The organism is Actinomadura sp. NBRC 104425, from assembly GCF_030269545.1.
Lineage (GTDB): Bacteria > Actinomycetota > Actinomycetes > Streptosporangiales > Streptosporangiaceae > Spirillospora > Spirillospora keratinilytica.
In genome coordinates this window covers 76018-97829 of sequence record NZ_BSTN01000013.1, presented here as the reverse complement: position 1 = coordinate 97829, position 21812 = coordinate 76018, and the positions used below count along the sequence as shown (strand labels likewise).

General features: G+C 73.8%; 19 protein-coding genes and 1 riboswitch. Of the genes, 17 read left to right on the top strand and 2 right to left on the bottom strand.

What is annotated here, in order from left to right:
- The first annotated feature begins 77 nt into the window (after nucleotides 1-77).
- The 17 genes from QSK22_RS20385 (at nucleotide 78) to glyA (ending at nucleotide 19876) form a co-directional block, all read left to right on the top strand.
- Complete coding sequence (locus tag QSK22_RS20385; protein ID WP_285495842.1) at nucleotides 78-779, top strand: Crp/Fnr family transcriptional regulator; 702 nt, start codon at nucleotides 78-80, stop codon at nucleotides 777-779.
- A 73-nt stretch (nucleotides 780-852) separates the two neighbouring features.
- Nucleotides 853-1668: an MBL fold metallo-hydrolase gene (locus QSK22_RS20380; RefSeq protein ID WP_285495841.1), complete on the top strand. Its 816-nt coding sequence runs from the start codon at nucleotides 853-855 to the stop codon at nucleotides 1666-1668.
- Complete coding sequence (locus QSK22_RS20375; RefSeq protein ID WP_285495840.1) at nucleotides 1652-2239, top strand: TetR/AcrR family transcriptional regulator; 588 nt, start codon at nucleotides 1652-1654, stop codon at nucleotides 2237-2239. Before QSK22_RS20380 ends, QSK22_RS20375 begins: the two co-directional genes overlap by 17 nt.
- Nucleotides 2240-2644: 405 nt before the next feature.
- Nucleotides 2645-5482 (top strand): excinuclease ABC subunit UvrA, encoded by a 2838-nt coding sequence (gene uvrA / locus QSK22_RS20370; protein WP_285495839.1) that lies wholly within the window; start codon nucleotides 2645-2647, stop codon nucleotides 5480-5482.
- 167 nt (nucleotides 5483-5649) lie between these two features.
- Nucleotides 5650-6135 carry a Rieske (2Fe-2S) protein gene (locus QSK22_RS20365; protein WP_285495838.1) on the top strand — a complete coding sequence of 162 codons (486 nt, stop codon included), beginning with the start codon at nucleotides 5650-5652 and terminating at the stop codon, nucleotides 6133-6135.
- A 111-nt stretch (nucleotides 6136-6246) separates the two neighbouring features.
- On the top strand, nucleotides 6247-8322 hold the full coding sequence (gene uvrC / locus QSK22_RS20360) for an excinuclease ABC subunit UvrC (protein WP_285495837.1): 2076 nt from the start codon (nucleotides 6247-6249) through the stop codon (nucleotides 8320-8322).
- Nucleotides 8323-8395: 73 nt separating this feature from the next.
- Nucleotides 8396-9274 carry an RNase adapter RapZ gene (gene rapZ, locus QSK22_RS20355; protein ID WP_285495836.1) on the top strand — a complete coding sequence of 293 codons (879 nt, stop codon included), beginning with the start codon at nucleotides 8396-8398 and terminating at the stop codon, nucleotides 9272-9274.
- A 22-nt stretch (nucleotides 9275-9296) separates the two neighbouring features.
- On the top strand, nucleotides 9297-10451 hold the full coding sequence (locus QSK22_RS20350; protein WP_285495835.1) for a gluconeogenesis factor YvcK family protein: 1155 nt from the start codon (nucleotides 9297-9299) through the stop codon (nucleotides 10449-10451).
- 60 nt (nucleotides 10452-10511) lie between these two features.
- Entirely contained in the window at nucleotides 10512-11492 is a 981-nt protein-coding gene (gene whiA, locus QSK22_RS20345) for a DNA-binding protein WhiA (RefSeq protein ID WP_285495834.1), read from the top strand.
- Between the two features lie 97 nt (nucleotides 11493-11589).
- Nucleotides 11590-13404 (top strand): asparagine synthase-related protein, encoded by a 1815-nt coding sequence (locus tag QSK22_RS20340; RefSeq protein ID WP_285495833.1) that lies wholly within the window; start codon nucleotides 11590-11592, stop codon nucleotides 13402-13404.
- 228 nt (nucleotides 13405-13632) lie between these two features.
- Nucleotides 13633-14637, top strand: a complete 1005-nt coding sequence (gap, locus tag QSK22_RS20335) for a type I glyceraldehyde-3-phosphate dehydrogenase (RefSeq protein ID WP_285495832.1) — start codon at nucleotides 13633-13635, stop codon at nucleotides 14635-14637.
- 96 nt (nucleotides 14638-14733) lie between these two features.
- The gene (locus QSK22_RS20330) at nucleotides 14734-15921 is read left to right on the top strand and encodes a phosphoglycerate kinase (RefSeq protein ID WP_285495831.1); all 1188 of its coding nucleotides are present in this window, start codon (nucleotides 14734-14736) and stop codon (nucleotides 15919-15921) included.
- Between the two features lie 4 nt (nucleotides 15922-15925).
- Nucleotides 15926-16717, top strand: coding sequence for a triose-phosphate isomerase (tpiA, locus tag QSK22_RS20325; protein ID WP_285495830.1), 792 nt, complete (start codon nucleotides 15926-15928; stop codon nucleotides 16715-16717).
- A 180-nt stretch (nucleotides 16718-16897) separates the two neighbouring features.
- Nucleotides 16898-17140 (top strand): preprotein translocase subunit SecG, encoded by a 243-nt coding sequence (gene secG / locus QSK22_RS20320; RefSeq protein WP_285495829.1) that lies wholly within the window; start codon nucleotides 16898-16900, stop codon nucleotides 17138-17140.
- Nucleotides 17141-17253: 113 nt separating this feature from the next.
- Complete coding sequence (locus tag QSK22_RS20315; protein WP_285495828.1) at nucleotides 17254-17628, top strand: RNA polymerase-binding protein RbpA; 375 nt, start codon at nucleotides 17254-17256, stop codon at nucleotides 17626-17628.
- A 132-nt stretch (nucleotides 17629-17760) separates the two neighbouring features.
- Nucleotides 17761-18384, top strand: coding sequence for a class I SAM-dependent methyltransferase (locus QSK22_RS20310; RefSeq protein ID WP_285495827.1), 624 nt, complete (start codon nucleotides 17761-17763; stop codon nucleotides 18382-18384).
- Nucleotides 18385-18456: 72 nt separating this feature from the next.
- Nucleotides 18457-18543: riboswitch (ZMP/ZTP riboswitch) on the top strand.
- Between the two features lie 61 nt (nucleotides 18544-18604).
- Nucleotides 18605-19876, top strand: coding sequence for a serine hydroxymethyltransferase (glyA, locus tag QSK22_RS20305; protein ID WP_285495826.1), 1272 nt, complete (start codon nucleotides 18605-18607; stop codon nucleotides 19874-19876).
- On the opposite strand, the gene QSK22_RS20300 is transcribed toward glyA, so the two are convergent.
- Together QSK22_RS20300 and QSK22_RS20295 are read right to left on the bottom strand one after the other, a co-directional pair.
- A complete protein-coding gene (locus QSK22_RS20300; protein WP_285495825.1) occupies nucleotides 19843-20664 on the bottom strand; it encodes a class I SAM-dependent methyltransferase in 822 nt (273 codons plus the stop codon). The genes glyA and QSK22_RS20300 overlap by 34 nt on opposite strands.
- 58 nt (nucleotides 20665-20722) lie before the next feature.
- Complete coding sequence (locus tag QSK22_RS20295) at nucleotides 20723-21805, bottom strand: GNAT family N-acetyltransferase (RefSeq protein ID WP_285495824.1); 1083 nt, start codon at nucleotides 21803-21805, stop codon at nucleotides 20723-20725.
- Nucleotides 21806-21812: the final 7 nt, after the last annotated feature.

The following is a 21812-nucleotide window of genomic DNA, read 5'->3' as shown; positions in this document are numbered from 1 at the left end:
CCGGCGCACCGCCGGGTTTCACTGGGATCGGGGGTACCTGTGCGGCTTCCGCCTGCCGGGAGCGGAGAGGAGGCGAGTTGACCACCACCACCCCGCGCATCATCACGTTCTGGGACGCCCTCCCCGAACGCGCGCGCAAGGCGCTGCGCGAGGCCGCCACCACGGCCCTGATCAAACCGGGCACCTTCCTGATGCGCGAGCACACCCGCAGCGCCCAGGTGTACGTCCTGCTCCGGGGCGCGGTGAAGGTGTGGGTGGACCACGCCGGCGAGATCGCCATCCTGGACGTGCTCGGCCCCGGCGACCTGGTCGGCGAGGTGGAGGCCGCGGACGGCGGCGTCCGGCACGCCAACGTGGAGGCGCTCACCGCCGTGGAGGCGCTGGTGGTGCCCGCGGCGCGGTTCCGGGCCGTCCTGGACGCCCACCCGGGCGCCGCGTGGGCGGTGGCCGCGGTGCTGGCCGAGCGGCTGCGCGACGCCAACGAGCTGCGCATCGCGCACTTCCCCGACGACGCCGAACGCCGCCTGGCCAGCCGCCTGCTGCGGCTCGCGGCGCGCTTCGGCCGCCCCGGCCCCGGCGGCGGCTACGAGATCAATGTGCCCGTCCACCAGCAGGACCTCGGCCGCTGGGCGGGCATGGGCCGCCGCCGGGTCGCCCAGATCCTGGCGGGCGAACGGGTGCGCGGCGGCCTCGGCATGACCCGCAACATGATCACCGTGCGGTCGCTGGACGCGCTGCGCCGCCTGTCCGGCGACCCCGACGTCGGCCCCGGCGGCTGACCCGCACTCGGGGGAGACGGCCCAGGTCGGGGCCGGTCGGATGGGCCCGCCCCGATGGGGAACAATGGCGATCATGAAGTATCCGATCTGCGCGACGTGCGGCGTCCAGTACGGGGAGCCGCGCGCGGACTGCCCGATCTGCCTGGACGAGCGGCAGTACGTCGGGTGGGACGGCCAGCGCTGGACGGCCCTGGAGGAGCTGCGCGCCGCCGGGCACCGCGGCCGGATCGAGGAGGAGGGCGAGGGCATCATCGGGGTGGGCGCCGAGCCGCCCACCTCCATCGGGCAGCGCGCCCTGCTGGTGCGCACGCCGTCCGGCAACGTGCTGTGGGACATGATCACGCTCATCGACGACGACCTCGTCCGCCGGGTGCGCGAGCTGGGCGGGATCTCGGCGATCGCGATCAGCCACCCGCACTTCTACGGCTCGATGATCGAGTGGGCGCACGCCTTCGACGCCCCCGTCTACATCCACGAGGCCGACCGCCAGTGGGTCGCGCGCCCCGACGACGCGGTGCGCTTCTGGTCGGGCGACACCCTGGAGATCGGCGACGGGCTCACCCTCATCAACGCGGGCGTGCACTTCGCCGGCGGCCAGGTGCTGCACTGGCGCGACGGCGAGGACGGGGAGGGCGCCCTGCTCTCCGGCGACATCCTGCAGGTCGTGCAGGACCGCCGCTGGGTCAGCTTCATGTGGTCCTACCCCAACTTCATCCCCGAGCGGCCCCGGACCATCCGCCGAGCGCTGCGGCTGCTGGAGCCCTACGACTTCCGCCGGGTGTACGGCGCCTGGTGGCGGCGCATCGTGCACGCCGACGGCAAGGCGGCCGTCCAGCGCTCCTACGAGCGCTACCTGGACTTCGCCCTGGACGATGGCGAACCGGCCTGACGACGCCGCCGACGCGGGGCGCAGGATGCGCGCCGACGCGCGGCGCAACCGGGCGCGCATCCTCGCCGCCGCCGAGGAGGTGTTCGCCGAGAAGGGCGAGAGCGCCTCCACCGAGGAGGTCGCCGCCCGCGCCGGGGTGGCGATCGGCACGGTGTTCCGGCACTTCCCGACCAAGCGCGACCTGCTCGCGGCGATCATGAAGGAGCTGCGGACCCGGCTGCTCGCCGAGGCCGCGGCGCTGTCGGCGCACACCGACCCCGCCACCGCCTTCTTCGACTTCTTCGCGTTCCTGGTGGAACGGGCGGCCCGGGTGCGCACCGTGCTCGGCCTGCTGGACGCCGAGGGGATGGGCATCGAACCGGGCGACCAGATCCGCGCCCTGCAGCAGGTGGTCGGCGAACTGCTGGAGGCCGCCCAGCGCGCCGGGGCCGTGCGCCCCGACGTCGCGATCGACGAGGTCATGGCGATCCTCACCGCCACCTGCCAGGGCGCGCTGCACGGCGCGTGGGACGACGACCTGCGCCGCCGCACCCTGAACGTCGTCTTCGACGGCCTGCGCCCCCGCCCCTGACGACGATTCGCCCGCCGGGCGCGGCGGCGCCCGCGTCCTCCCCGCCGAGACCGGCCGCGACATGGTGTGGGCCATGCCGCGGGACGCCTACGGGGGGAGCGAGGCGCGGCGCCGCGCCCGCGCCTCGCGCATCGGCTGAACGGCGTCCGGGCGCTCCGGCCGGCGCGCCGCGGGCGGGTTCAGGTAGCGAGAGATCTTCGAACACGTGTACGGTTCGATGGTGTCGCCCGGCCCCCGCGGGAGCGGGCGCCGACCACAATCGGATGCGGGCCGGGACCGGCACGAAATGCGGCGGCTCGACGCCGCGTTATGCCCCGGGGGAGTGTCGTGCCAGTGCCGCGCCCCTGGTTGCCCGAGGCCATCGTGTCCGCCCGACGCGCCCAGACAAGGAACCGGAAGAACGCCGTGCATGACCGACTCATCGTGCGTGGAGCGCGCGAGCACAACCTGAAGGACGTCTCGCTGGACCTGCCCCGGGACGCCATGATCGTGTTCACCGGGCTGTCCGGGTCCGGCAAGTCGTCTCTGGCGTTCGACACGATCTTCGCCGAGGGGCAGCGCCGGTACGTGGAGTCGCTGTCGGCCTACGCGCGCCAGTTCCTCGGCCAGATGGACAAGCCCGACGTCGACTTCATCGAGGGCCTGTCCCCGGCGGTGTCCATCGACCAGAAGTCCACCAGCAAGAACCCGCGCTCCACGGTCGGCACGATCACCGAGGTCTACGACTACCTGCGGCTGCTGTACGCGCGCATCGGCCACCCGCACTGCCCGGTGTGCCGCCGCCCCATCAGCCGCCAGGCCCCCCAGCAGATCGTCGACCGGGTGCTGGAGCTGCCGGAGGGCTCCCGCTTCCAGGTGCTCGCCCCCGTCATCCGCGGCCGCAAGGGCGAGTACGCCGAGCTGTTCCGCGAGCTGCAGTCCAAGGGCTACTCGCGGGCGATGGTGGACGGTCAGATGGTCCGGCTGGACGACCCGCCCAAGCTCAAGAAGCAGGAGAAGCACGACATCTCCGTGATCGTCGACCGGCTGACGGTCAAGCAGTCGGCGCGCCAGCGGCTGGCCGACTCGGTGGAGACCGCGCTCGCCCTGGCCGGCGGCACGATCGTGCTGGACTTCGTCGACCTGCCCGAGGACGACGAGGGCCGCACCCGGATGTTCTCCGAGCACCTGTACTGCCCCTACGACGACCTGTCGTTCGACGAGCTGGAGCCGCGCTCGTTCTCGTTCAACTCCCCCTACGGCGCCTGCCCCGACTGCACCGGCCTGGGCACCCGCATGGAGGTCGATCCGGAGCTGGTCGTGCCCGACCCGTCCCTCACCCTGGGCGAGGGCGCCATCCAGCCGTGGTCGAACGGGCACGTCAGCGACTACTTCCTGCGGCTGCTGTCGGCCCTGGGCGACGCCATGGGCTTCGACCTCAACACCCCGTGGGAGGAGCTCCCGGCCAAGGCGCGCAAGGCGATCCTGAACGGCCACTCGACGCAGGTGCACGTCCGCTACAAGAACCGCTACGGGCGCACCCGCTCCTACTACACCGCCTACGAGGGCGTCATACCCTACATCCAGCGGCGGCACTCGGAGGCCGAGAGCGACTCTACCCGCGAGCGCTTCGAGGGCTACATGCGCGAGATCCCGTGCCCGTCGTGCAGGGGCGCGCGGCTCAAGCCGTACGTGCTGGCGGTCACCATGGGCGGCAAGTCGATCGCCGAGGTCGCGGCCATGCCGATCGGCGAGTGCGCCAAGTTCCTGCTGTCGCTGGAGCTGAGCGAGCGCGAAAAGCACATCGCCGAGCGCGTGCTGAAGGAGATCAACGCGCGGCTGGGCTTCCTGCTGGACGTCGGCCTGGACTACCTCAGCCTGGACCGCGCCTCGGCCACCCTGGCCGGCGGCGAGGCGCAGCGCATCCGGCTGGCCACCCAGATCGGGTCCGGCCTGGTGGGCGTGCTGTACGTGCTGGACGAGCCGTCCATCGGCCTGCACCAGCGCGACAACCACCGGCTGCTGGAGACCCTGCTGCGGCTGCGCGACATGGGCAACACGCTGATCGTCGTGGAGCACGACGAGGACACCATCCGGGCGGCCGACTGGGTCGTCGACATCGGCCCGCGGGCCGGCGAGCACGGCGGCCGCATCGTGGTGTCCGGCACCGTCGACGAGCTGCTGGCCAGCGAGGAGTCGCTGACCGGCGCCTACCTGTCGGGCCGCCGCGAGATCCCCGTGCCGAAGGTGCGCCGGCCCCGGAGCAAGGGCCGCGAGATCGTCGTCAAGGGCGCCCGGCAGAACAACCTGCGCAACGTGGACGTGGCGTTCCCGCTCGGGCTGTTCACCGCCGTCACCGGCGTGTCCGGGTCCGGCAAGTCCACGCTGGTCAACGACATCCTCTACAACGCGCTGGCCAAGCAGCTGCACGGCGCCAAGACGGTGCCCGGCCGGCACCGCCGGGTCACCGGCATCGAGCAGCTCGACAAGGTGGTGCACGTCGACCAGTCGCCGATCGGCCGCACGCCGCGCTCCAACCCGGCCACCTACACCGGCGTGTTCGACCACATCCGCAAGCTGTTCGCGCAGACCACCGAGGCCAAGGTGCGCGGCTACCAGCCGGGCCGGTTCTCCTTCAACGTCAAGGGCGGCCGCTGCGAGAACTGCTCCGGCGACGGCACCATCAAGATCGAGATGAACTTCCTGCCGGACGTCTACGTGCCCTGCGAGGTGTGCCACGGCGCCCGGTACAACCGGGAGACCCTGGAGGTCCACTACAAGGGCAAGACGATCGCCGAGGTCCTGGACATGCCGATCGAGGAGGCCACCGAGTTCTTCGAGCCGGTCTCGGCGATCCACCGGCACCTGAAGACCCTGAACGACGTGGGCCTGGGCTATGTGCGGCTCGGGCAGCCCGCCCCCACCCTGTCGGGCGGCGAGGCGCAGCGCGTCAAGCTCGCCGCCGAGTTGCAGCGCCGCTCCACCGGCCGCACCATCTACGTGCTGGACGAGCCCACCACCGGCCTGCACTTCGAGGACATCCGGCGGCTGCTCGGCGTGCTGAACGGCCTGGTCGACAAGGGCAACACGGTGATCGTCATCGAGCACAACCTGGACGTCATCAAGACGGCCGACTGGATCATCGACATGGGCCCCGAGGGCGGCTCGCGCGGCGGTACCGTCGTCGCCGCGGGCACTCCCGAGGACGTGGCGAAGGTCGAGGCCAGCCACACCGGCAAGTTCCTGGCCAAACTCCTCGACTGACCGGGGCGCCGGGCGGGCGCGCGAGCGCGGCGCCCCGCCCGGACCCGGTGCCGCCGTCCCGCAGGCCGTGCCGGAGAATTGGTTCTGTTTTGAACCATCGGGGGAGTGCGCACGTGCTCCTGGTGAGAAGTGACAACGGACGGTATCGACATACGAGAGGACATGGCATGGCACAGGAGCCCGCACCGCGGACCGGAAACGGCGAGCGGCCGGCCGAAGAGGGCAGCTCCCGCCGCGGGGTCCTGTTCGGCGTCGGCCTGGCGGGGGCCGCGGGTGTGCTCGCGGCGTGCGGCGGGTCCGACGACTCGGACGGCGACGCCTCCGGGGGGCAGGACTCCGGCGGCCAGAGCTCGGCGGCGGGCGGCGGTGCCGCACTGGCCCAGGCGAGCGAGATCCCGGTGGGCGGCGGCAAGGTGTTCAAGGCCCAGAAGGTCGTGGTGACCCAGCCGCAGCAGGGGCAGTTCAAGGCGTTCGACGTCACCTGCCCGCACCGCGGCTGCCCGGTCGACGCGGTGTCCGGCGGCACCATCAACTGCCCCTGCCACGGCAGCAAGTTCAACATCAGCGACGGCTCGGTCGTCAGCGGCCCGGCCGACAAGGGCCTGACCGCCAAGCAGATCAACGTCCAGGGCGGCCAGATCACCCTGGCGTAGGAAAGCGCGGCGGGGCGGGCGGTCCCGGCGGCCGGTGCCGCCGGTGCGGGCCGCCCGCCCGGACCCGCGGCCGGCCCGCGGGTGTCGGCAGGGGCTACTAGGCTTTCTGGCGTGGCAGATCCGGCGACCTATCGACCCGCACCGGGCTCCATCCCCGAATCCCCGGGGGTGTACCGGTTCCGCGACGAGCACGACCGGGTCGTGTACGTGGGCAAGGCGAAGAACCTGCGCTCCCGGCTGAACTCCTACTTCGCGGACTTCGCCGGCCTGCACCCGCGCACCCAGACGATGCTGCAGACCGCGGCGCGCGTCGACTGGACGGTGGTGGGCACCGAGGTCGAGGCGCTGCAGCTGGAGTACTCCTGGATCAAGGAGTTCGACCCGCGCTTCAACGTCCGCTACCGCGACGACAAGTCCTACCCCTACCTGGCCGTCACCCGGGACGAGGAGTTCCCGAGGGTGATGGTGATGCGCGGCGCCAAGCGCAAGGGGGTGCGCTACTTCGGGCCGTACTCCCACGCCTGGGCGATCCGCGAGACGGTCGACCAGCTGCTGCGGGTGTTCCCGGTGCGCACGTGCCGCCCCGGTGTCTTCAAGCGGCAGCGCCGGCTCGACCGGCCCTGCCTGCTCGGCTACATCGGCAAGTGCTCGGCGCCGTGCGTCGGCCGCGTCACCCCCGAGGAGCACCGGCGGCTGGCCGAGGACTTCTGCGACTTCATGGCGGGCGACACCGCGCGGTTCACTAAGCGGCTGGAGGCCGAGATGCGCGCGGCCGCCGCCGAGCAGGAGTACGAGCGGGCCGCCCGGCTGCGCGACGACATCCGCGCCCTGGAGCGGGCGCTGGAGAAGCAGGCCGTGGTCCTCGGCGACCGCACCGACTGCGACATGATCGCCTTCGCCGAAGACGAGCTGGAGGCCGCCGTCCAGGTGTTCTACGTGCGCGGCGGCCGCATCCGCGGCCAGCGCGGCTGGGTGGTCGACAAGGTCGAGGCGGTCACCACCGCCGACCTGGTCGAGCACTTCCTCACCCAGATCTACAGCGAGAGCGAGGCGGTGCCGCGCGAGGTCTGCGTGCCCGCGCTGCCCCCGGACGCCGACGCCATGACCGAGCTGCTGGCCGAGCAGCGCGGCGGCCCGGTGCGGCTGCGCGTGCCGCGGCGCGGCGACAAGAAGGCCCTGCTCGACACCGTCGAACGCAACGCCGTGGAGGCGCTCAAGCAGCACAAGACCCGCCGGGCCGGCGACCTGACCACCCGCAGCCGGGCGCTGCGCGAGCTGCAGGAGGCCCTGGAGCTGGCCGAGGCGCCGCTGCGCATCGAGTGCTACGACGTGTCCAACCTGCAGGGCACCAACGTGGTCGCCTCCATGGTGGTGTTCGAGGACGGGCTGGCCCGCAAGAGCGAGTACCGCCGGTTCAGCATCAAGGCCGTCGAGGGCCAGGACGACGTGCGCTCCATCCACGAGGTGATCACCCGCCGGTTCCGGCGGTACCTGGCCGAGCGCGAGAAGACCGGCGAGCTCGACACCCTCGGCGACACCCGTCCCGACAACGCGCAGGACGCCCAGGGCGCCGAGGGCGCGCACCAGCCGATCGACCCCGAGACCGGCAAGCCCCGCAAGTTCGCCTACCCGCCCAACCTGGTCGTGGTGGACGGCGGCCCGCCCCAGGTGGCGGCGGCGCAGCGGGCCCTGGACGAGCTGGGCGTCGACGACGTGGCGGTGTGCGGCATCGCCAAGCGGCTGGAGGAGATCTGGCTGCCCGGCGAACCCGACCCGGTGATCCTGCCGCGCAACAGCGAGGGCATGTTCCTGATCCAGCGGGTCCGCGACGAGGCGCACCGGTTCGCGATCAACTACCACCGGCAGCGGCGGTCCAAGGCGATGACGGCCAGCGAGCTGGACGGGGTGCCCGGCCTCGGCCCGGCCCGCCGCGCGGCGCTGCTCAAGCACTTCGGCTCGGTGAAGCGGCTGAAGGAGGCGACGCCCGAGCAGGTCGCCGAGGTCCCGGGCATCGGGCTGCGCAGCGCCCAGGCCATCGTCGCCGCGCTGCACGGCACCGCCTCCACGCCCCGCCCCCGCCCGGCCGAGCCCTCCGACGCGCCGGCGCCGGAGTCCGAGGCGGCGGGCGGGCCGGACGGCGCCGGCGGCGGTGCGCGCACGCGGTCGGGCCAGGGGGAGCACCGGTGAGCGGCGGGCGCACGGGGGCGGCCGCCGCGGGTACGGACACGGGCATGCGCGGCGAGCACAGGGGGAGGCCGACATGAGCACCGACAAACACGTGCCGGACATCGTGATCATCACCGGCATGTCCGGGGCGGGCCGCAGCACGGCCGCCAAGGCGCTGGAGGACCTGGACTGGTTCGTGGTCGACAACCTGCCGCCGGCGCTGCTGGCGACCATGGCCGACCTGGGCGGCCGGGTGAAGGACGCGGTGCCCCGCATCGCCATGGTGGTCGACGTGCGCAGCCGCGCCTTCACCGAGGACCTGCACTCGGCCATCGCCGAGTTGGAGGCGCGCGGCGTGCACCCCCGCGTGGTGTTCCTGGAGGCCGGCGACGCCGACCTGGTGCGCCGGTTCGAAAGCGTGCGCCGCCCGCACCCGCTGCAGGACGACGGCCGCCTGGTCGACGGCATCGCCCGCGAGCGCGAGCTGGTCCGCGAGGTGCGCGCCGAGGCCGACCTGGTGATCGACACCAGCGGGCTCAACGTGCACGAGCTGCGCGCCAAGATCGTCGGCTTCTTCGGCCCCGACACCGGCGAGTCCAGCCTGCGCGCGACCGTGGTGTCGTTCGGCTACAAGTATGGCCTGCCCGTGGACGCCGACCTGGTCGTCGACTGCCGCTTCCTGCCCAACCCGCACTGGGTGCCCGAGCTGCGGCCCAAGACCGGCCGCGACGCGGCGGTGCGCGACTACGTGCTGGGCCAGCGCGGCGCCAAGGAGTTCCTGGACGCCTACACCGAGGTCCTGCGGCTGCTGGCCGAGGGCTACGAGCGGGAGGGCAAGCACTACGTGACGCTGGCCGTGGGGTGCACCGGAGGCAAGCACCGCAGCGTGGCGATGGCCGAGCAGCTGGCCGCGCGGCTGCGCGACGACGGCATCGACGTGCAGGTCGCCCACCGCGACCTGGGCCGTGAGTGACGGGCGGGCCGGGAGCGCGACGGTGAATCCCCCAGGACCCCGGGTCGTCGCGCTCGGCGGCGGCCACGGCTTGTACGCCTCCCTGTCGGCGCTGCGGCGCGTCACCCGGCGGCTGTGCGCGGTCGTCACCGTCGCCGACGACGGCGGTTCCAGCGGACGGCTGCGCCGCGAGCTGGGCGTGCTGCCGCCCGGCGACCTGCGCATGGCGCTGGCGGCGCTGTGCGGCGACGACGACTGGGGCCGCACATGGCGCGACGTCGTCCAGCACCGGTTCCGCAGCGAGGGCGCGCTGCACGAGCACGCCGTCGGCAACCTGCTGATCGTCGCCCTGTGGGAGCTGCTCGGCGCCCAGGCCCTCGCGAACGGCGGCGCGAACGGCGGCGCGAGGAGCGGCGCGGACGGCGGCGCGAGGAGCGGCGCGGACGGCGCGTCGGCGGACGAGGCGCTGACGCGGGCCGCCGTGCCCGCCGCAGGAGGCGCCGTCGTGGCGCGGACCTTCGAACCCGCCCCGGCCCCCGGCCCCGGCGCGGGCGCCGGCGCGCCCGTCGAGGACCCGACCGTCGCCGGGCTGGACTGGGTCGGGCGGCTGCTGGGCGCCCACGGCCGGGTGCTGCCGATGGCGTCGGTCCCGCTGGACATCGTCGCGCAGGTGCGCGGCGCCGACCCGGATGCGCCCGACGCCATCACCGAGGTCAAGGGGCAGGTGGCGTGCGCCAAGACCCCCGGCAAGGTGCTCAGCGTGTCGCTGGTGCCGCCCGACCCGCCCGCGTGCCCGGACGCGGTGCGCGCCGTGGAGGAGGCCGACTGGGTCGTGTTCGGCCCCGGCTCGTGGTTCACCAGCGTGCTGCCGCACCTGAAGGTGCCCGAGCTGGCGCGCGCCCTGACCGAGACCAAGGCCCGGCGGGTCGTCGCCCTCAACCTGGCCCCGCAGCCCGGCGAGACCGACGACTTCTCGCCGCAGACCCACCTGGAGGTGTTGCAGGACCACGCGCCCGACCTGCGCGTGGACGTGGTCGTCGCCGACCGCGGCGTGGTGGACGACCCGGCCGCCCTGGACAAGGCCGTCCAGGACCTGGGCGGGCGGCTGCTGCTGGCCGATGTCGCCGCCGATGACGGGTCGCCGCGTCACGATCCCGCCCGGCTGGCCCAAGCCTTCGTGAAGATTTTCCGTGAGTGAGGCCCGGCCGGGCCGACATCGGCCACACTGCTGGGAGTTCACAAGGGGGAGGGTTCATCTATGGCGATGACCGGCGTGGTGAAGGACGAGCTGAGCAGGCTGTCGATCATGAAGCCGTGCTGCCGCAAGGCGGAGGTGTCGACGCTGCTGCGCTTCGCCGGCGGCCTGCACCTGGTCAGCGGGCGGATCGTGATCGAGGCCGAGATCGACACCGGCGCGGCCGCGCGGCGGCTGCGCAAGGACATCGCCGAGGTCTTCGGGCACACCTCCGACGTGGTGGTGCTCGCGCCGAGCGGGCTGCGCAAGGGCAACCGGTACGTGGTCCGGGTGTTCCGCGACGGCGAGTCGCTGGCCCGCCAGACCGGACTGATCGACAACAACGGGCGCCCGGTGCGGGGCCTGCCCCGGCACGTGGTCGCGGGCGCGGCCTGCGACGCCGAGTCGGCCTGGCGGGGGGCGTTCCTGGCGCACGGCTCGCTCACCGAGCCCGGCCGGTCGATGTCGCTGGAGGTGACCTGCCCCGGGCCGGAGGCCGCGCTGGCCCTGGTCGGCGCCGCCCGCCGGCTGAAGATCCACGCCAAGGCCCGCGAAGTGCGCGGCGTCGACCGGGTGGTGGTGCGCGACGGCGACGCGATCAGCGCGCTGCTCACCCGGCTGGGCGCGCACGACAGCGTGCTGGCCTGGGAGGAGCGGCGGATGCGCCGCGAGGTGCGGGCCACCGCCAACCGGCTGGCCAACTTCGACGACGCCAACCTGCGCCGCTCGGCGCGCGCCGCGGTCGCCGCCGGCGCCCGGGTGGCGCGGGCGCTGGAGATCCTCGGCGACGACGCGCCCGAGCATCTGGTGAACGCGGGCAAGCTGCGGCTGGAGCACAAGCAGGCGTCGCTGGAGGAGCTCGGCCAGCTCGCCGACCCGCCGCTGACCAAGGACGCCATCGCCGGGCGGATCCGCCGGCTGCTGGCGATGGCCGACAAGCGCGCCCAGGACCTCGGCATCCCCGGCACCGAGGCCAACCTCACCGCCGACATGCTCGCCCCCTGACCGGACCCGGCCACCGGGCGGTGCCGCCGGACGCACGTCGGCGGCCCGTCCCCCGGTGTTCACGGGCCGTTCGCCGGGCGGTGGTTGGGTGCCGCGCATGCGTGCGTACCTGGCCGTCGCCGTACGGCGTCCCGGAGACCGGATCGACCCGGCCGTCCTCACCGCCGCCCGCCGCTCGATCGCCGAGGCGGTGCCCGTCCCGCCGGACCGCTGGCGCACCGCCGAGTGGCTGTCGCCGGACGGCGGCGCCGCACTGCTGGCCTGGTCGAACGAACCGCCCGAGGCGCCCTTCCCCGACCCGATCCTCACCTCCGGGGACCGGGCCCTGGGCTACTGCGGCTACCTGGGCGGCAAGGGCGACGCCGACCTGCTGCTGGCCGCCGACCGGCTGGACGACCGCGTGGACGACCGCGGCGGCTGCTTCTCGGTGTTCCGGCTCGGCCCGGACGGGCTGCAGGCCGCCACGTCCATCACCCGGGCCTGCCCCGTCTACCACGCCGAGGCCGGCGGGCTGCGGCTCGCCGCCTCGCGGGCGCTGCTGGCGCACCTGGCGGCCCGCTCCGCGGCGACCGGGCTGAGCCGCCCGGCGCCCGTCTACGCGGTCATGGGCCTGCAGGCGCTGGTGCGGCACGGGTTCTTCGCCTCCGACGAGACGCCGTTCGAGGGGGTGACGGCGCTGCCGAACGCGGCCACGCTGGTCGCCCCGTTCGGCGGCCCGCTCGACGTGGTGCCGCGCCCGCTGCCCGAGCAGGGGCCGATGCCGCGCGGCCGCCGCGAGGCCCGCGAGCGCGTCAGGCCGCTGGCCGAGGCGCTGCTGGCCGCCGTCGAGCCGTTCCGGCGGCACGACCGGCCGGTGCGGATCGCGCTGTCCGGCGGCCGCGACAGCCGCCTGATCGCCGCCGCCTGCCACGCCGCCGGGGTGCCGTTCTTCGGCGCCACCCACGGCCTGGCCGACAGCCCCGACGTGGTGCTGGCGCAGCGGGTCGCCGCAGCCCTGGGCGCCGAATGCGAGGTGACGATCGACAAGCAGCGGTCGGGCGCGGTCGTCGTGCGGCACCCGCTGCGCCGCGCCCACGCGCTCGTGCGCATGTGCGAGGGCATGAACTCCGCCTACGAGGGCGTCAACGGGTGGGCGCCCTACGACCCCGAGCCGCGCACCTCCGGCTCGGGCGGGGAGCGGCTGCGCGGCGGCTTCCTCACCGACCAGCGCGACCTGAGCCCCGAGGGGGTCCGCGCCCGGCTCAAGACGATCTTCCTGGCGCAGGAGGAGTTCCTCAACGCCGACGCCAACGCCTACGCCCGGCGCTACTACGACGAGTGGTGCGCCCGTTACGAGCGCGACGGCCTGGACGTGCTCGACAAGCTGCACATGTTCTACAAGACCGGGCGCTGGCTGGCGGGCTCGCACACCGCGACGCTGATGAACTGGGCGTACTACCACCCGTTCCTGGACAACCGGGTGGTGCGGGCGGCGCTGGCGCTGCCGGTGGAGTGGCGGCTGAGCGAGGAGCCGGTGGCGCTGGTGATGGAGGCGTTCGCCCCGCAGCTGCGGGACGTTCCGTTCGAGGGCAAACGCTGGAGGTTCGAACGCGACCGGCCGCGTTCGCTGCGCGAGTGGCCCGCCTGGCGGCGCCGCGCCACCCCGCCCGGCACGGGCGCCGCCGGGTTCAACTGGCGCAAGTCCTACGGGCCCGAACTGGCCGACGTCTTCCGCGAGTACATCCTGGACGGGCCTGCGGAGCTGTTCTCCATCCTGGACCGCGCCGCGGTCGAACGGCGCCTGGCCGAGGTGCCGCCGCGCCGCCCGGGGCAGAGCTGGAACCTGCTCACCCTGGGGGTGCTGCTGTCCGGCGCCTGGCGCGAGCCCGAACCGTCCGATCTGCCCGACGTCGAGGTCCCCATCCGGGCCTGAGCCGCCCCGCGCCCCGCCCGCGCTCTGCACATGTCACCCCGGCCGCGCCGGCGGGCGCGTCACCCGGGCGGGGGAGGCGCGGCCACCTCCGTTTCACGCCCGCCGGTGTCGGGCCGCGGCCCCCTCATTCGATAGGGTCGGCAGGTGGGGGAGCACCCCGGACCCAGGAAGATCAGCGGCCCGGACCGACGCCCGGGCGCGTCCACGAGGTACGAGGAGAGCGGTTCCGTGACCATCCGAGTAGGCATCAACGGGTTCGGCCGGATCGGCCGCAACTTCTTCCGCGCCGTGCTGGCGAGCGGGGCCGACATCGAGGTCGTGGCGGTGAACGACCTGACCGACAACGCCACCCTCGCCCACCTGCTGAAGTACGACAGCATCCTCGGCCGGCTCGGCGAGGAGGTGAAGGCCACCGCGGACGAGATCGCCGTCGGCGGCCGCACCATCAAGGCGTTCGCCGAGCGCGACCCGAACAACCTCAAGTGGGGCGACCTCGGCGCCGACGTGGTGGTCGAGTCCACCGGCCTGTTCACCGACGCCACCAAGGCCAAGGTGCACGCCGACAACGGCGCCAAGAAGGTCATCATCTCGGCGCCCGCCAAGAACGAGGACGTCACCATCGTGATGGGCGTCAACGACGGCGACTACGACCCCGCGAACCACACCATCATCTCCAACGCGTCCTGCACCACCAACTGCCTGGCGCCGATGGCCAAGGTCCTGCACGACACCTTCGGCATCGAGCGCGGCCTGATGACCACCATCCACGCCTACACGCAGGACCAGAACCTGCAGGACGGCCCGCACAAGGACCTGCGCCGCGCCCGCGCCGCCGCGCTCAACATCGTCCCGACCTCCACCGGCGCCGCCAAGGCCATCGGCCTGGTGCTGCCGGAGCTGAAGGGCAAGCTGGACGGGTACGCGCTGCGCGTGCCGATCCCCACCGGCTCGGCCACCGACCTGACCGTCAAGCTGGCCCGCGAGGCCACGGTCGATGAGGTCAACGCGGCGCTCAAGGCCGCCGCCGAGGGCCCGCTGCGCGGCGTGCTGACCTACACCGAGGACCCGATCGTGTCCGCCGACATCGTCACCGACCCCGCGTCCTGCATCTTCGACGCCAAGCTCACCAAGGCGATCGACGACCAGATCAAGGTCGTCGGCTGGTACGACAACGAGTGGGGCTACTCCAACCGGCTGGTCGACCTGGTCAAGCTGGTCGGCGGGCAGCTCTGACCGCCTCCTCCCGCGACCGCGCCTCCCGCCGCGCGCCCGGCCGCCGTCAGGGCACCGGGCGCGCGGCGGACGCCTGTGAAAGGGACATCCACTGCGATGCGCACCATTGACGATCTCGATGTCGCCGGGCGGCGGGTGCTCGTCCGCTCGGACCTGAACGTGCCGCTGGCCGACGGGAAGATAACCGACGACGGGCGGATCCGGGCGAGCGTGCCGACCATCAGGGCGCTGCGCGACCGGGGCGCCCGGGTCGTCGTCTGCGCCCACCTGGGCCGCCCCAAGGGCGAGGTGAAGCCCGAGTTCTCCCTCGCCCCCGTCGCCGCCAGGCTCGGCGAGCTGCTCGGCACCGACGTGCGGTTCGCCTCCGACGTCGTCGGCGACTCGGCCCGCGCCACCGCCGAGGGCCTGGCCGACGGCGAGGTGGCGTTGCTGGAGAACCTGCGCTTCGAGCCCGGCGAGACCAGCAAGGACGACGCCGAGCGCGGCGCGTTCGCCGACCGGCTCGCCGCCCTCGCCGAGCTGTACGTCGGCGACGGGTTCGGCGCCGTGCACCGCAGGCACGCCAGCGTCTACGACGTGCCGCAGCGGCTGCCGCACGCCGCCGGCGGGCTCATCGCCGCCGAGGTCGACGTGCTCAAGCGGCTCACCGAGGACGTCGCCCGCCCGTACGCGGTGGTGCTGGGCGGCTCCAAGGTCTCCGACAAGCTCGGCGTCATCGACAACCTGCTCGGCAAGGCCGACCGGATCCTCATCGGCGGCGGCATGGTGTTCACCTTCCTGGCCGCCCAGGGCCACGAGGTCGGCAAGAGCCTGCTGGAGCGCGACCAGCTCGACACCGTCCGCGGCTACCTGCGCCGCGCCGAGGAGGCCGGCGTGGAGATCGTGCTGCCGGTGGACGTGGTGGCCGCCACCGCGTTCGCCGCCGACGCCGAGCACTCGGTGGTGCCCGCCGACGCCATCCCCGCCGACCGGCTCGGCCTGGACATCGGCCCGGAGTCGGGCAAGCTCTTCGCCTCCCGGCTGGCGGGCGCGGCCACGGTGTTCTGGAACGGCCCGATGGGCGTGTTCGAGATGGAGCCGTTCGCGCACGGCACCCGCGCCGTCGCCCAGGGGCTGATCGACTCCGGCGCGTTCACCGTCGTCGGCGGCGGCGACTCGGCCGCTGCCGTGCGCGGCCTCGGCTTCGACGAGAGCGCCTTCTCGCACATCTCGACCGGCGGCGGCGCCAGCCTGGAATACCTGGAGGGCAAGACGCTGCCCGGCCTGAACGCTCTGGAGGACTGACACGATGGCCGCGACCCCTTCCCGCAAGCCGCTGATGGCCGGCAACTGGAAGATGAACAACACCCACCTGGAGGCCATCAAGCTGGTGCAGCAGCTCGGCTTCACCCTCAAGGAGCCCGACTACGAGGCCGTCGAGGTGGTGGTGCTGCCGCCGTTCACCGCGCTGCGCTCGGTGCAGAGCAGCGTCGAGATGGACAAGCTGGGGCTGCGCTACGGCGCGCAGGACGTCTCGCCGCACGCCTCCGGCGCCTACACCGGCGAGGTCTCCGGCGCCATGCTGGCCGCTCTCGGCTGCTCCTACGCCGTCGTGGGGCACTCCGAGCGCCGCCAGTACCACAACGAGGACGACGCGCTGGTGAACGCCAAGGTCAAGGCCGCCTTCGCCAACCAGGTCACCCCGATCGTGTGCGTCGGGGAGGGGCTGGAGGTGCGCAAGGCCGGCGAGCACGTGGCGTACACGCTCGCCCAGGTGGACGGCGCGCTGGAGAAGATCCCCGCCGAGCAGGCCCGGTCGGTCGTCATCGCCTACGAGCCTGTGTGGGCGATCGGCACCGGAGAGGTCGCCACCCCGCAGGACGCGCAGGAGGTGTGCGGCGCGATCCGCGGCCGCCTCGCCGAGCTGTACGACGGCGACGTGGCCGATCAGGTCCGCGTGCTGTACGGCGGGTCGGTCAAGAGCGGCAACGTCGCCAAGCTCATGAAGGAGCGGGACGTGGACGGCGCGCTGGTGGGCGGTGCCAGCCTGGACGCCGGCGAGTTCGTCAAAATCTGCCGGTACCGGGACCTGCCCGCCTGAGAACCGCCTCGATTGCGGATCGATTCGGCAACGACATGCGGATTCTCGCCGAACCAGCCGGTGATCCGTCGTACCCTTCGTACGTGACGGGTAAACCGCTCGGCTCGTACCATGTCCAGTCCGTGTAATCGTTCGAGAACACGCCCCGTACGGCGGGGCGGCCAGAGAAGGCGCTGAAACGTGATCATCGCAACGTCCGTCGTGCTCGCCATCACCAGCGTGCTGATGGTGATCCTCGTCCTGATGCACAAGGGCAAGGGCGGGGGCCTGTCCGACATGTTCGGCGGCGGCATCAGCTCGTCGCTGGGCGGATCGTCGGTGGTCGAGCGCAATCTCGACCGGCTGACGATCGGCGTCGGGGTGATCTGGTTCGCCTCGATCATCGTGCTCGGACTGCTGTTCAAGAGCAAGGGCGCCGGCTGAGCGGTCCCCGGACCCGAGACACCGGCCGTCGCGCCACCGTGCCGCGCCCGTCCCGGAGGGCGCGGCATGCGGCGGCATTCCAGCGAGCGGCAGATCAAGCGAGGAGTTAGTCCGTGGCTAGTGGCAACGCGATTCGGGGCAGCCGGGTTGGGGCCGGTCCGATGGGAGAGGCCGAGCGCGGGGAGGCGGCCCCCCGCGTGTGGGTCACCTTCTACTGCGCCAACCGGCACGAGGTGCGCCCCAGCTTCGCGACGGACGTCGCCATTCCCGAAACGTGGGACTGCCCCCGCTGCGGGTTCCCCGCGGGGCAGGATCGCGACAACCCCCCGGCCCCGCCGAAGACCGAGCCCTACAAGACGCACCTGGCCTACGTGAAGGAGCGGCGCAGCGACGCCGACGGCGAGGCGATCCTGGAGGAGGCCCTCGCCAAGCTCCGCGAGAAGCGCGCCGCCGTCAAGGCCGCCATGGAGTCCGCGGGACGCAGCTGACCGCACGGCCGCGCCCCCGTGACCGTCCCACGGCCCGGGTCCCGAGAAGGGGCGCCGGGCCGTTCGCATGCCCGCGCCCGCCCGGCCGCCGGAGGGTTCCACCGGAACGGCACATGAGCGACGATCGGGGCCATGAGCAATGCGATCTTCGCCCGGTTCTTCGATCTGGTGGCGGGACGGGCCGAGGCGCGCGGCCACGCCGAGCTGCGCCGCGAACTGCTGGCCGGGCTGACCGGCCGGATCGTGGAGGTGGGGCCCGGCAACGGGCTGAACTTCCCGCACTACCCCCGGGGCGTCACCGAGGTGCTCGCCGTCGAACCGCAGCCCTACCTGCGGGGCAAGGCGGCCGAGGCGGCGCGCTCCGCACCGGTCGAGGTCCGGGTGACCGACGGCACCGCCGAGCGGATCCCGCTCGGCGACGCCCGCGCCGACGCGATCGTGGTGTCCGGGGTGCTGTGCTCGGTGTCCGTCCCCGCCGCCGCGCTGGCGGAGTTCCGCCGGGTGCTGCGGCCGGGCGGGCGGCTGCGCTTCTACGAGCACGTGCGCGCCGACGGCGGCTGGGGGCGCCGCCAGGACCTGGTCGACCCGGTGTGGTCGCGGCTGATGGGCGGCTGCCACGCCAACCGCGACACGGTGGCGGAGCTGCGGCGCGCCGGATACCGCATCGAAAGCTGCCGCAGGCTGGTGTTCCCGCGCCAGGCCCGGCTGTCGGTGGTCGCCCCCCGCGTCATCGGCACCGCCCTGCCGCCGGCGTGACCCCGGCCACCTGCGGCGACGCCGGGGCGCCGCCGCCGGCGGCGCCGGCGGCGCCGACGGCGCCGACTACGATGGGACGCACGCGACTGGCGCAGTCAAGGTGGAGTCGACCACCGGGGAGCGTACAGAGTCCGCACACCGCGCGCCTGGGTGTACGGGCCCCCGTCAGCCGGGGGTGCCCGCACCGCGCCTCCGGCGTTGGAACAGCGCGGAGGATGTCATGCACGATCCGGCCATCGCCCGACTGCGAGACCAGGACCCGGCCGTCGCCGACCTCGTGGAGGCCGAGGCGCGCCGCCAGTACGAGAAGATCCGGCTGATCGCCTCGGAGAACTACGTGTCGCCCGCCGTCCTGGAGGCCACGGGCAGCGTCCTGACCAACAAGTACTCCGAGGGGTACGCCGGCCGCCGCTACTACGAGGGCCAGCAGAACATCGACCCGATCGAGCTGCTGGCCATCGAGCGGGCCAAGCGCGTCTTCGGCGTCGAGCACGCCAACGTGCAGCCGTACTCGGGGTCGCCCGCCAACCTCGCCGTCTACATGGCCTTCCTGGAGCCCGGCGACACCGTCATGGGCATGTCGCTGCCGATGGGCGGCCACCTGACGCACGGCTGGTCGGTGTCGGCGACCGGCAAGTGGTTCCGGCCCGTCCGCTACGGGGTGCGCGCCGACACCGGCCGCATCGACATGGACGAGGTCCGCGACCTGGCCCGCCGCGAGCGGCCCAAGCTGATCTGGTGCGGCGGCACCGCCATCCCGCGCACCATCGACTTCGCGGCGTTCGCCGAGATCGCCCGGGAGGTCGGCGCGGTGCTGGCCGCCGACATCGCGCACATCGCGGGGCTGATCGCGGGCGGCGCGCACCCGTCGCCGGTCGGCCACGCCGACGTCATCTCCACCACCACGCACAAGACGCTGCGCGGCCCGCGCGGCGCCATGGTCATGACGACGGCGGAGCACGCCAAGGCCGTCGACAAGGCCGTCTTCCCCGGCCTGCAGGGCGGGCCGCACAACCACACCACCGCGGCCATCGCGGTGGCGCTGGAGGAGGCGGCCCGGCCGGAGTTCGCCGACTACGCGCACCGGGTCGTCGCCAACGCCCGGGCCCTGGCCGCCGCGCTCGCCGAGCGCGGCTTCGACCTGGTGTCCGGCGGCACCGACAACCACCTGATCCTGATCGACCTGACCGGCCGGGGCGTGCCCGGCAAGCCCGCCGCGCAGGCCCTGGACCGGGCGGGCATCGAGCTGAACTACAACACCGTGCCGTTCGACCCGCGCAAGCCGTTCGACCCGTCCGGCCTGCGGCTGGGCACCGCGGCGATCACCACGCGCGGCCTCACCCCGCAGGAGATGCCGCGGATCGCCGCCTGGATCGACGAGGTCGTCCAGGCCGTGGCCAAGCAGGACGAGACGGCGCTGGACCGCGTCGCCGGGGAGGTCCGCGAGCTCATGGCCGGCTACCCGATGCCGGGCTGGGCGCCCGCGCCCTGACCGGCGTCCGCGGCGGGGCGGGCGAGCACCAGGATCATCCGCCACGCCTGCGGGTCGGTGACGGGCACGTCGCCGAAGTCGCCGTAGCGGGCCGCGATCCGCAGCGCGCCGGACAGGCGCACGGCGGCCTCCACCGCGGTCGCCGACCAGAACCGGTACGGCACCACGTCGCGGACCACCCGGGTCGCGCCGTCCTCGGCGACGGTGACCGTGACGTGGTCGTCGCAGATCTGGGTGACCGGGTCGAGGCGGTCGGTGGGCTCGCCCCACCGGACCGTGACGTGCACGCCGTCGCGTTCCACCGTCCACCCGGTGCTGACGCTCGGCTCGTCGGACAGCCGGTCGCGCGGGTGCGACATCTCCACGATGTACAGGCCGCCGTCGGCCAGATGGGCGGCGGCCCGGTCCAGGTGGGCGGTGAACGCGTCCAGCGTCATCAGGTGCGACGTGGAGTCCAGCATGGTCACCACAAGGTCGAACCGGCGGCCGAGCGCGAAGGAGGTCATGTCGTCCCGCACGACGCGCAGGGCGACGCCCTCGCGCTCGGCGGCCTGCTCGGCGTAGGCGCACATCGCCGGGTTGACGTCCAGGGCGGTGGCCGCGACGCCGCGCCGGGCGAACTCGCGGGCGTGCTCGGCGGGCCCGGCGGCCAGCTCCAGCACGGTGCGGACCGGTCCGCCGCGGCGGTGCCGCGCGCACCAGGCCAGCAGCGCGTCCACCTCGGCGGGCACGTCCCGGAACCCGCACGCCAGCTCGTACACCCGTGGTTCGTCGTAGATGCCGCTCACCCGGCCATCCTGCCAGCCCGGCAGGGCGGGGGCGGCGCGGCGGCGGGCCGGGCGGCCGCTACGCCCCCTGGCGGGCGAGCGGGCCGCCGGCCGCGGGGGCGGACGGGGCGGCGCCGCGGCCGTCCAGGCGCAGCCGCACCTCGGCGACGCCGGGTTCGCCGGTGCGCCGGATCCGGCCGCCCAGCGAGGCCAGCAGCGCCAGCGTGCGCCGGTTCTCGGTCAGCGTGGTCGCCCGCAGCTCCACCAGCCCGCGCTCGCGGCCCAGCACGACCAGCAGCTCGGTCAGCGCCCGGCCGAGCCCGCGGCCCTGCCAGGCGTCCTCCACCAGGAACGCCAGCTCGGCCACGCCCGGGTCCAGCACGTGGATCAGGTGCGCCAGCGCCAGCAGCGACCCGTCGGGCCCCTCGGCGACCAGTGTCAGGCCGTGCGCGGGGTCGCTGAACGACTCGATCGCGCGCGGGGGAGGGGCGGGCTTGGCGCTGAAGTAGCGCATGCGGCGCGACTCCAGCGAGCACCGCTCGTGCAGGTCGCGGACGGCGTCGGCGTCCGCGGGCCGGATGGGCCGCACGACCACCCGCGTCCCGTCGCGCAGCGCCACGGTGCGGGACGCCGGCTGCGGGGACGGCGCGGGCAGCGCCGCCCGCACCAGCGCGTCCGCGCGGGCCGCCTCGGTGGCGGTGAACGGCAGGCCGAACCGGCGCAGCCGCACGGCGCGGCGCTCGCCGATCGGCACGGTCAGCACGTCGGGCGCCCCGTCGTCGGCGGCGGGGCCGGTGGTCCAGGACGCCTCGTGGGCGCGCAGCAGCTCGGCCAGCACCTCCGGCAGCGCCCGCGGCTCGGCGCGCAGCCGCGCCGCCAGCGCCAGCGCCCGGGTCGGCTCGTCCACCAGTTCGTGCGGGCGCGCCGGGACCACCGTGGTGCGCGCCCCGCCCGCCGCGCCGAGCGCCTCGGCCAGCGCCCGCTCCGGCGCGGCGTCCGCTCCGCCGGGGACGCTGACCACGAACTCGTCCACCACGCCGCGGGTGTCCACCTGCACCGACAGTCCGAGGATGTTGGCGCCGCGGCGGGCCAGCGCGGCGGTCAGCAGGGCCAGGCGGCCGGGCCTGTCCTCGATCTCGGTGCGGATGCGCAGCAGCGGCATTGGAACG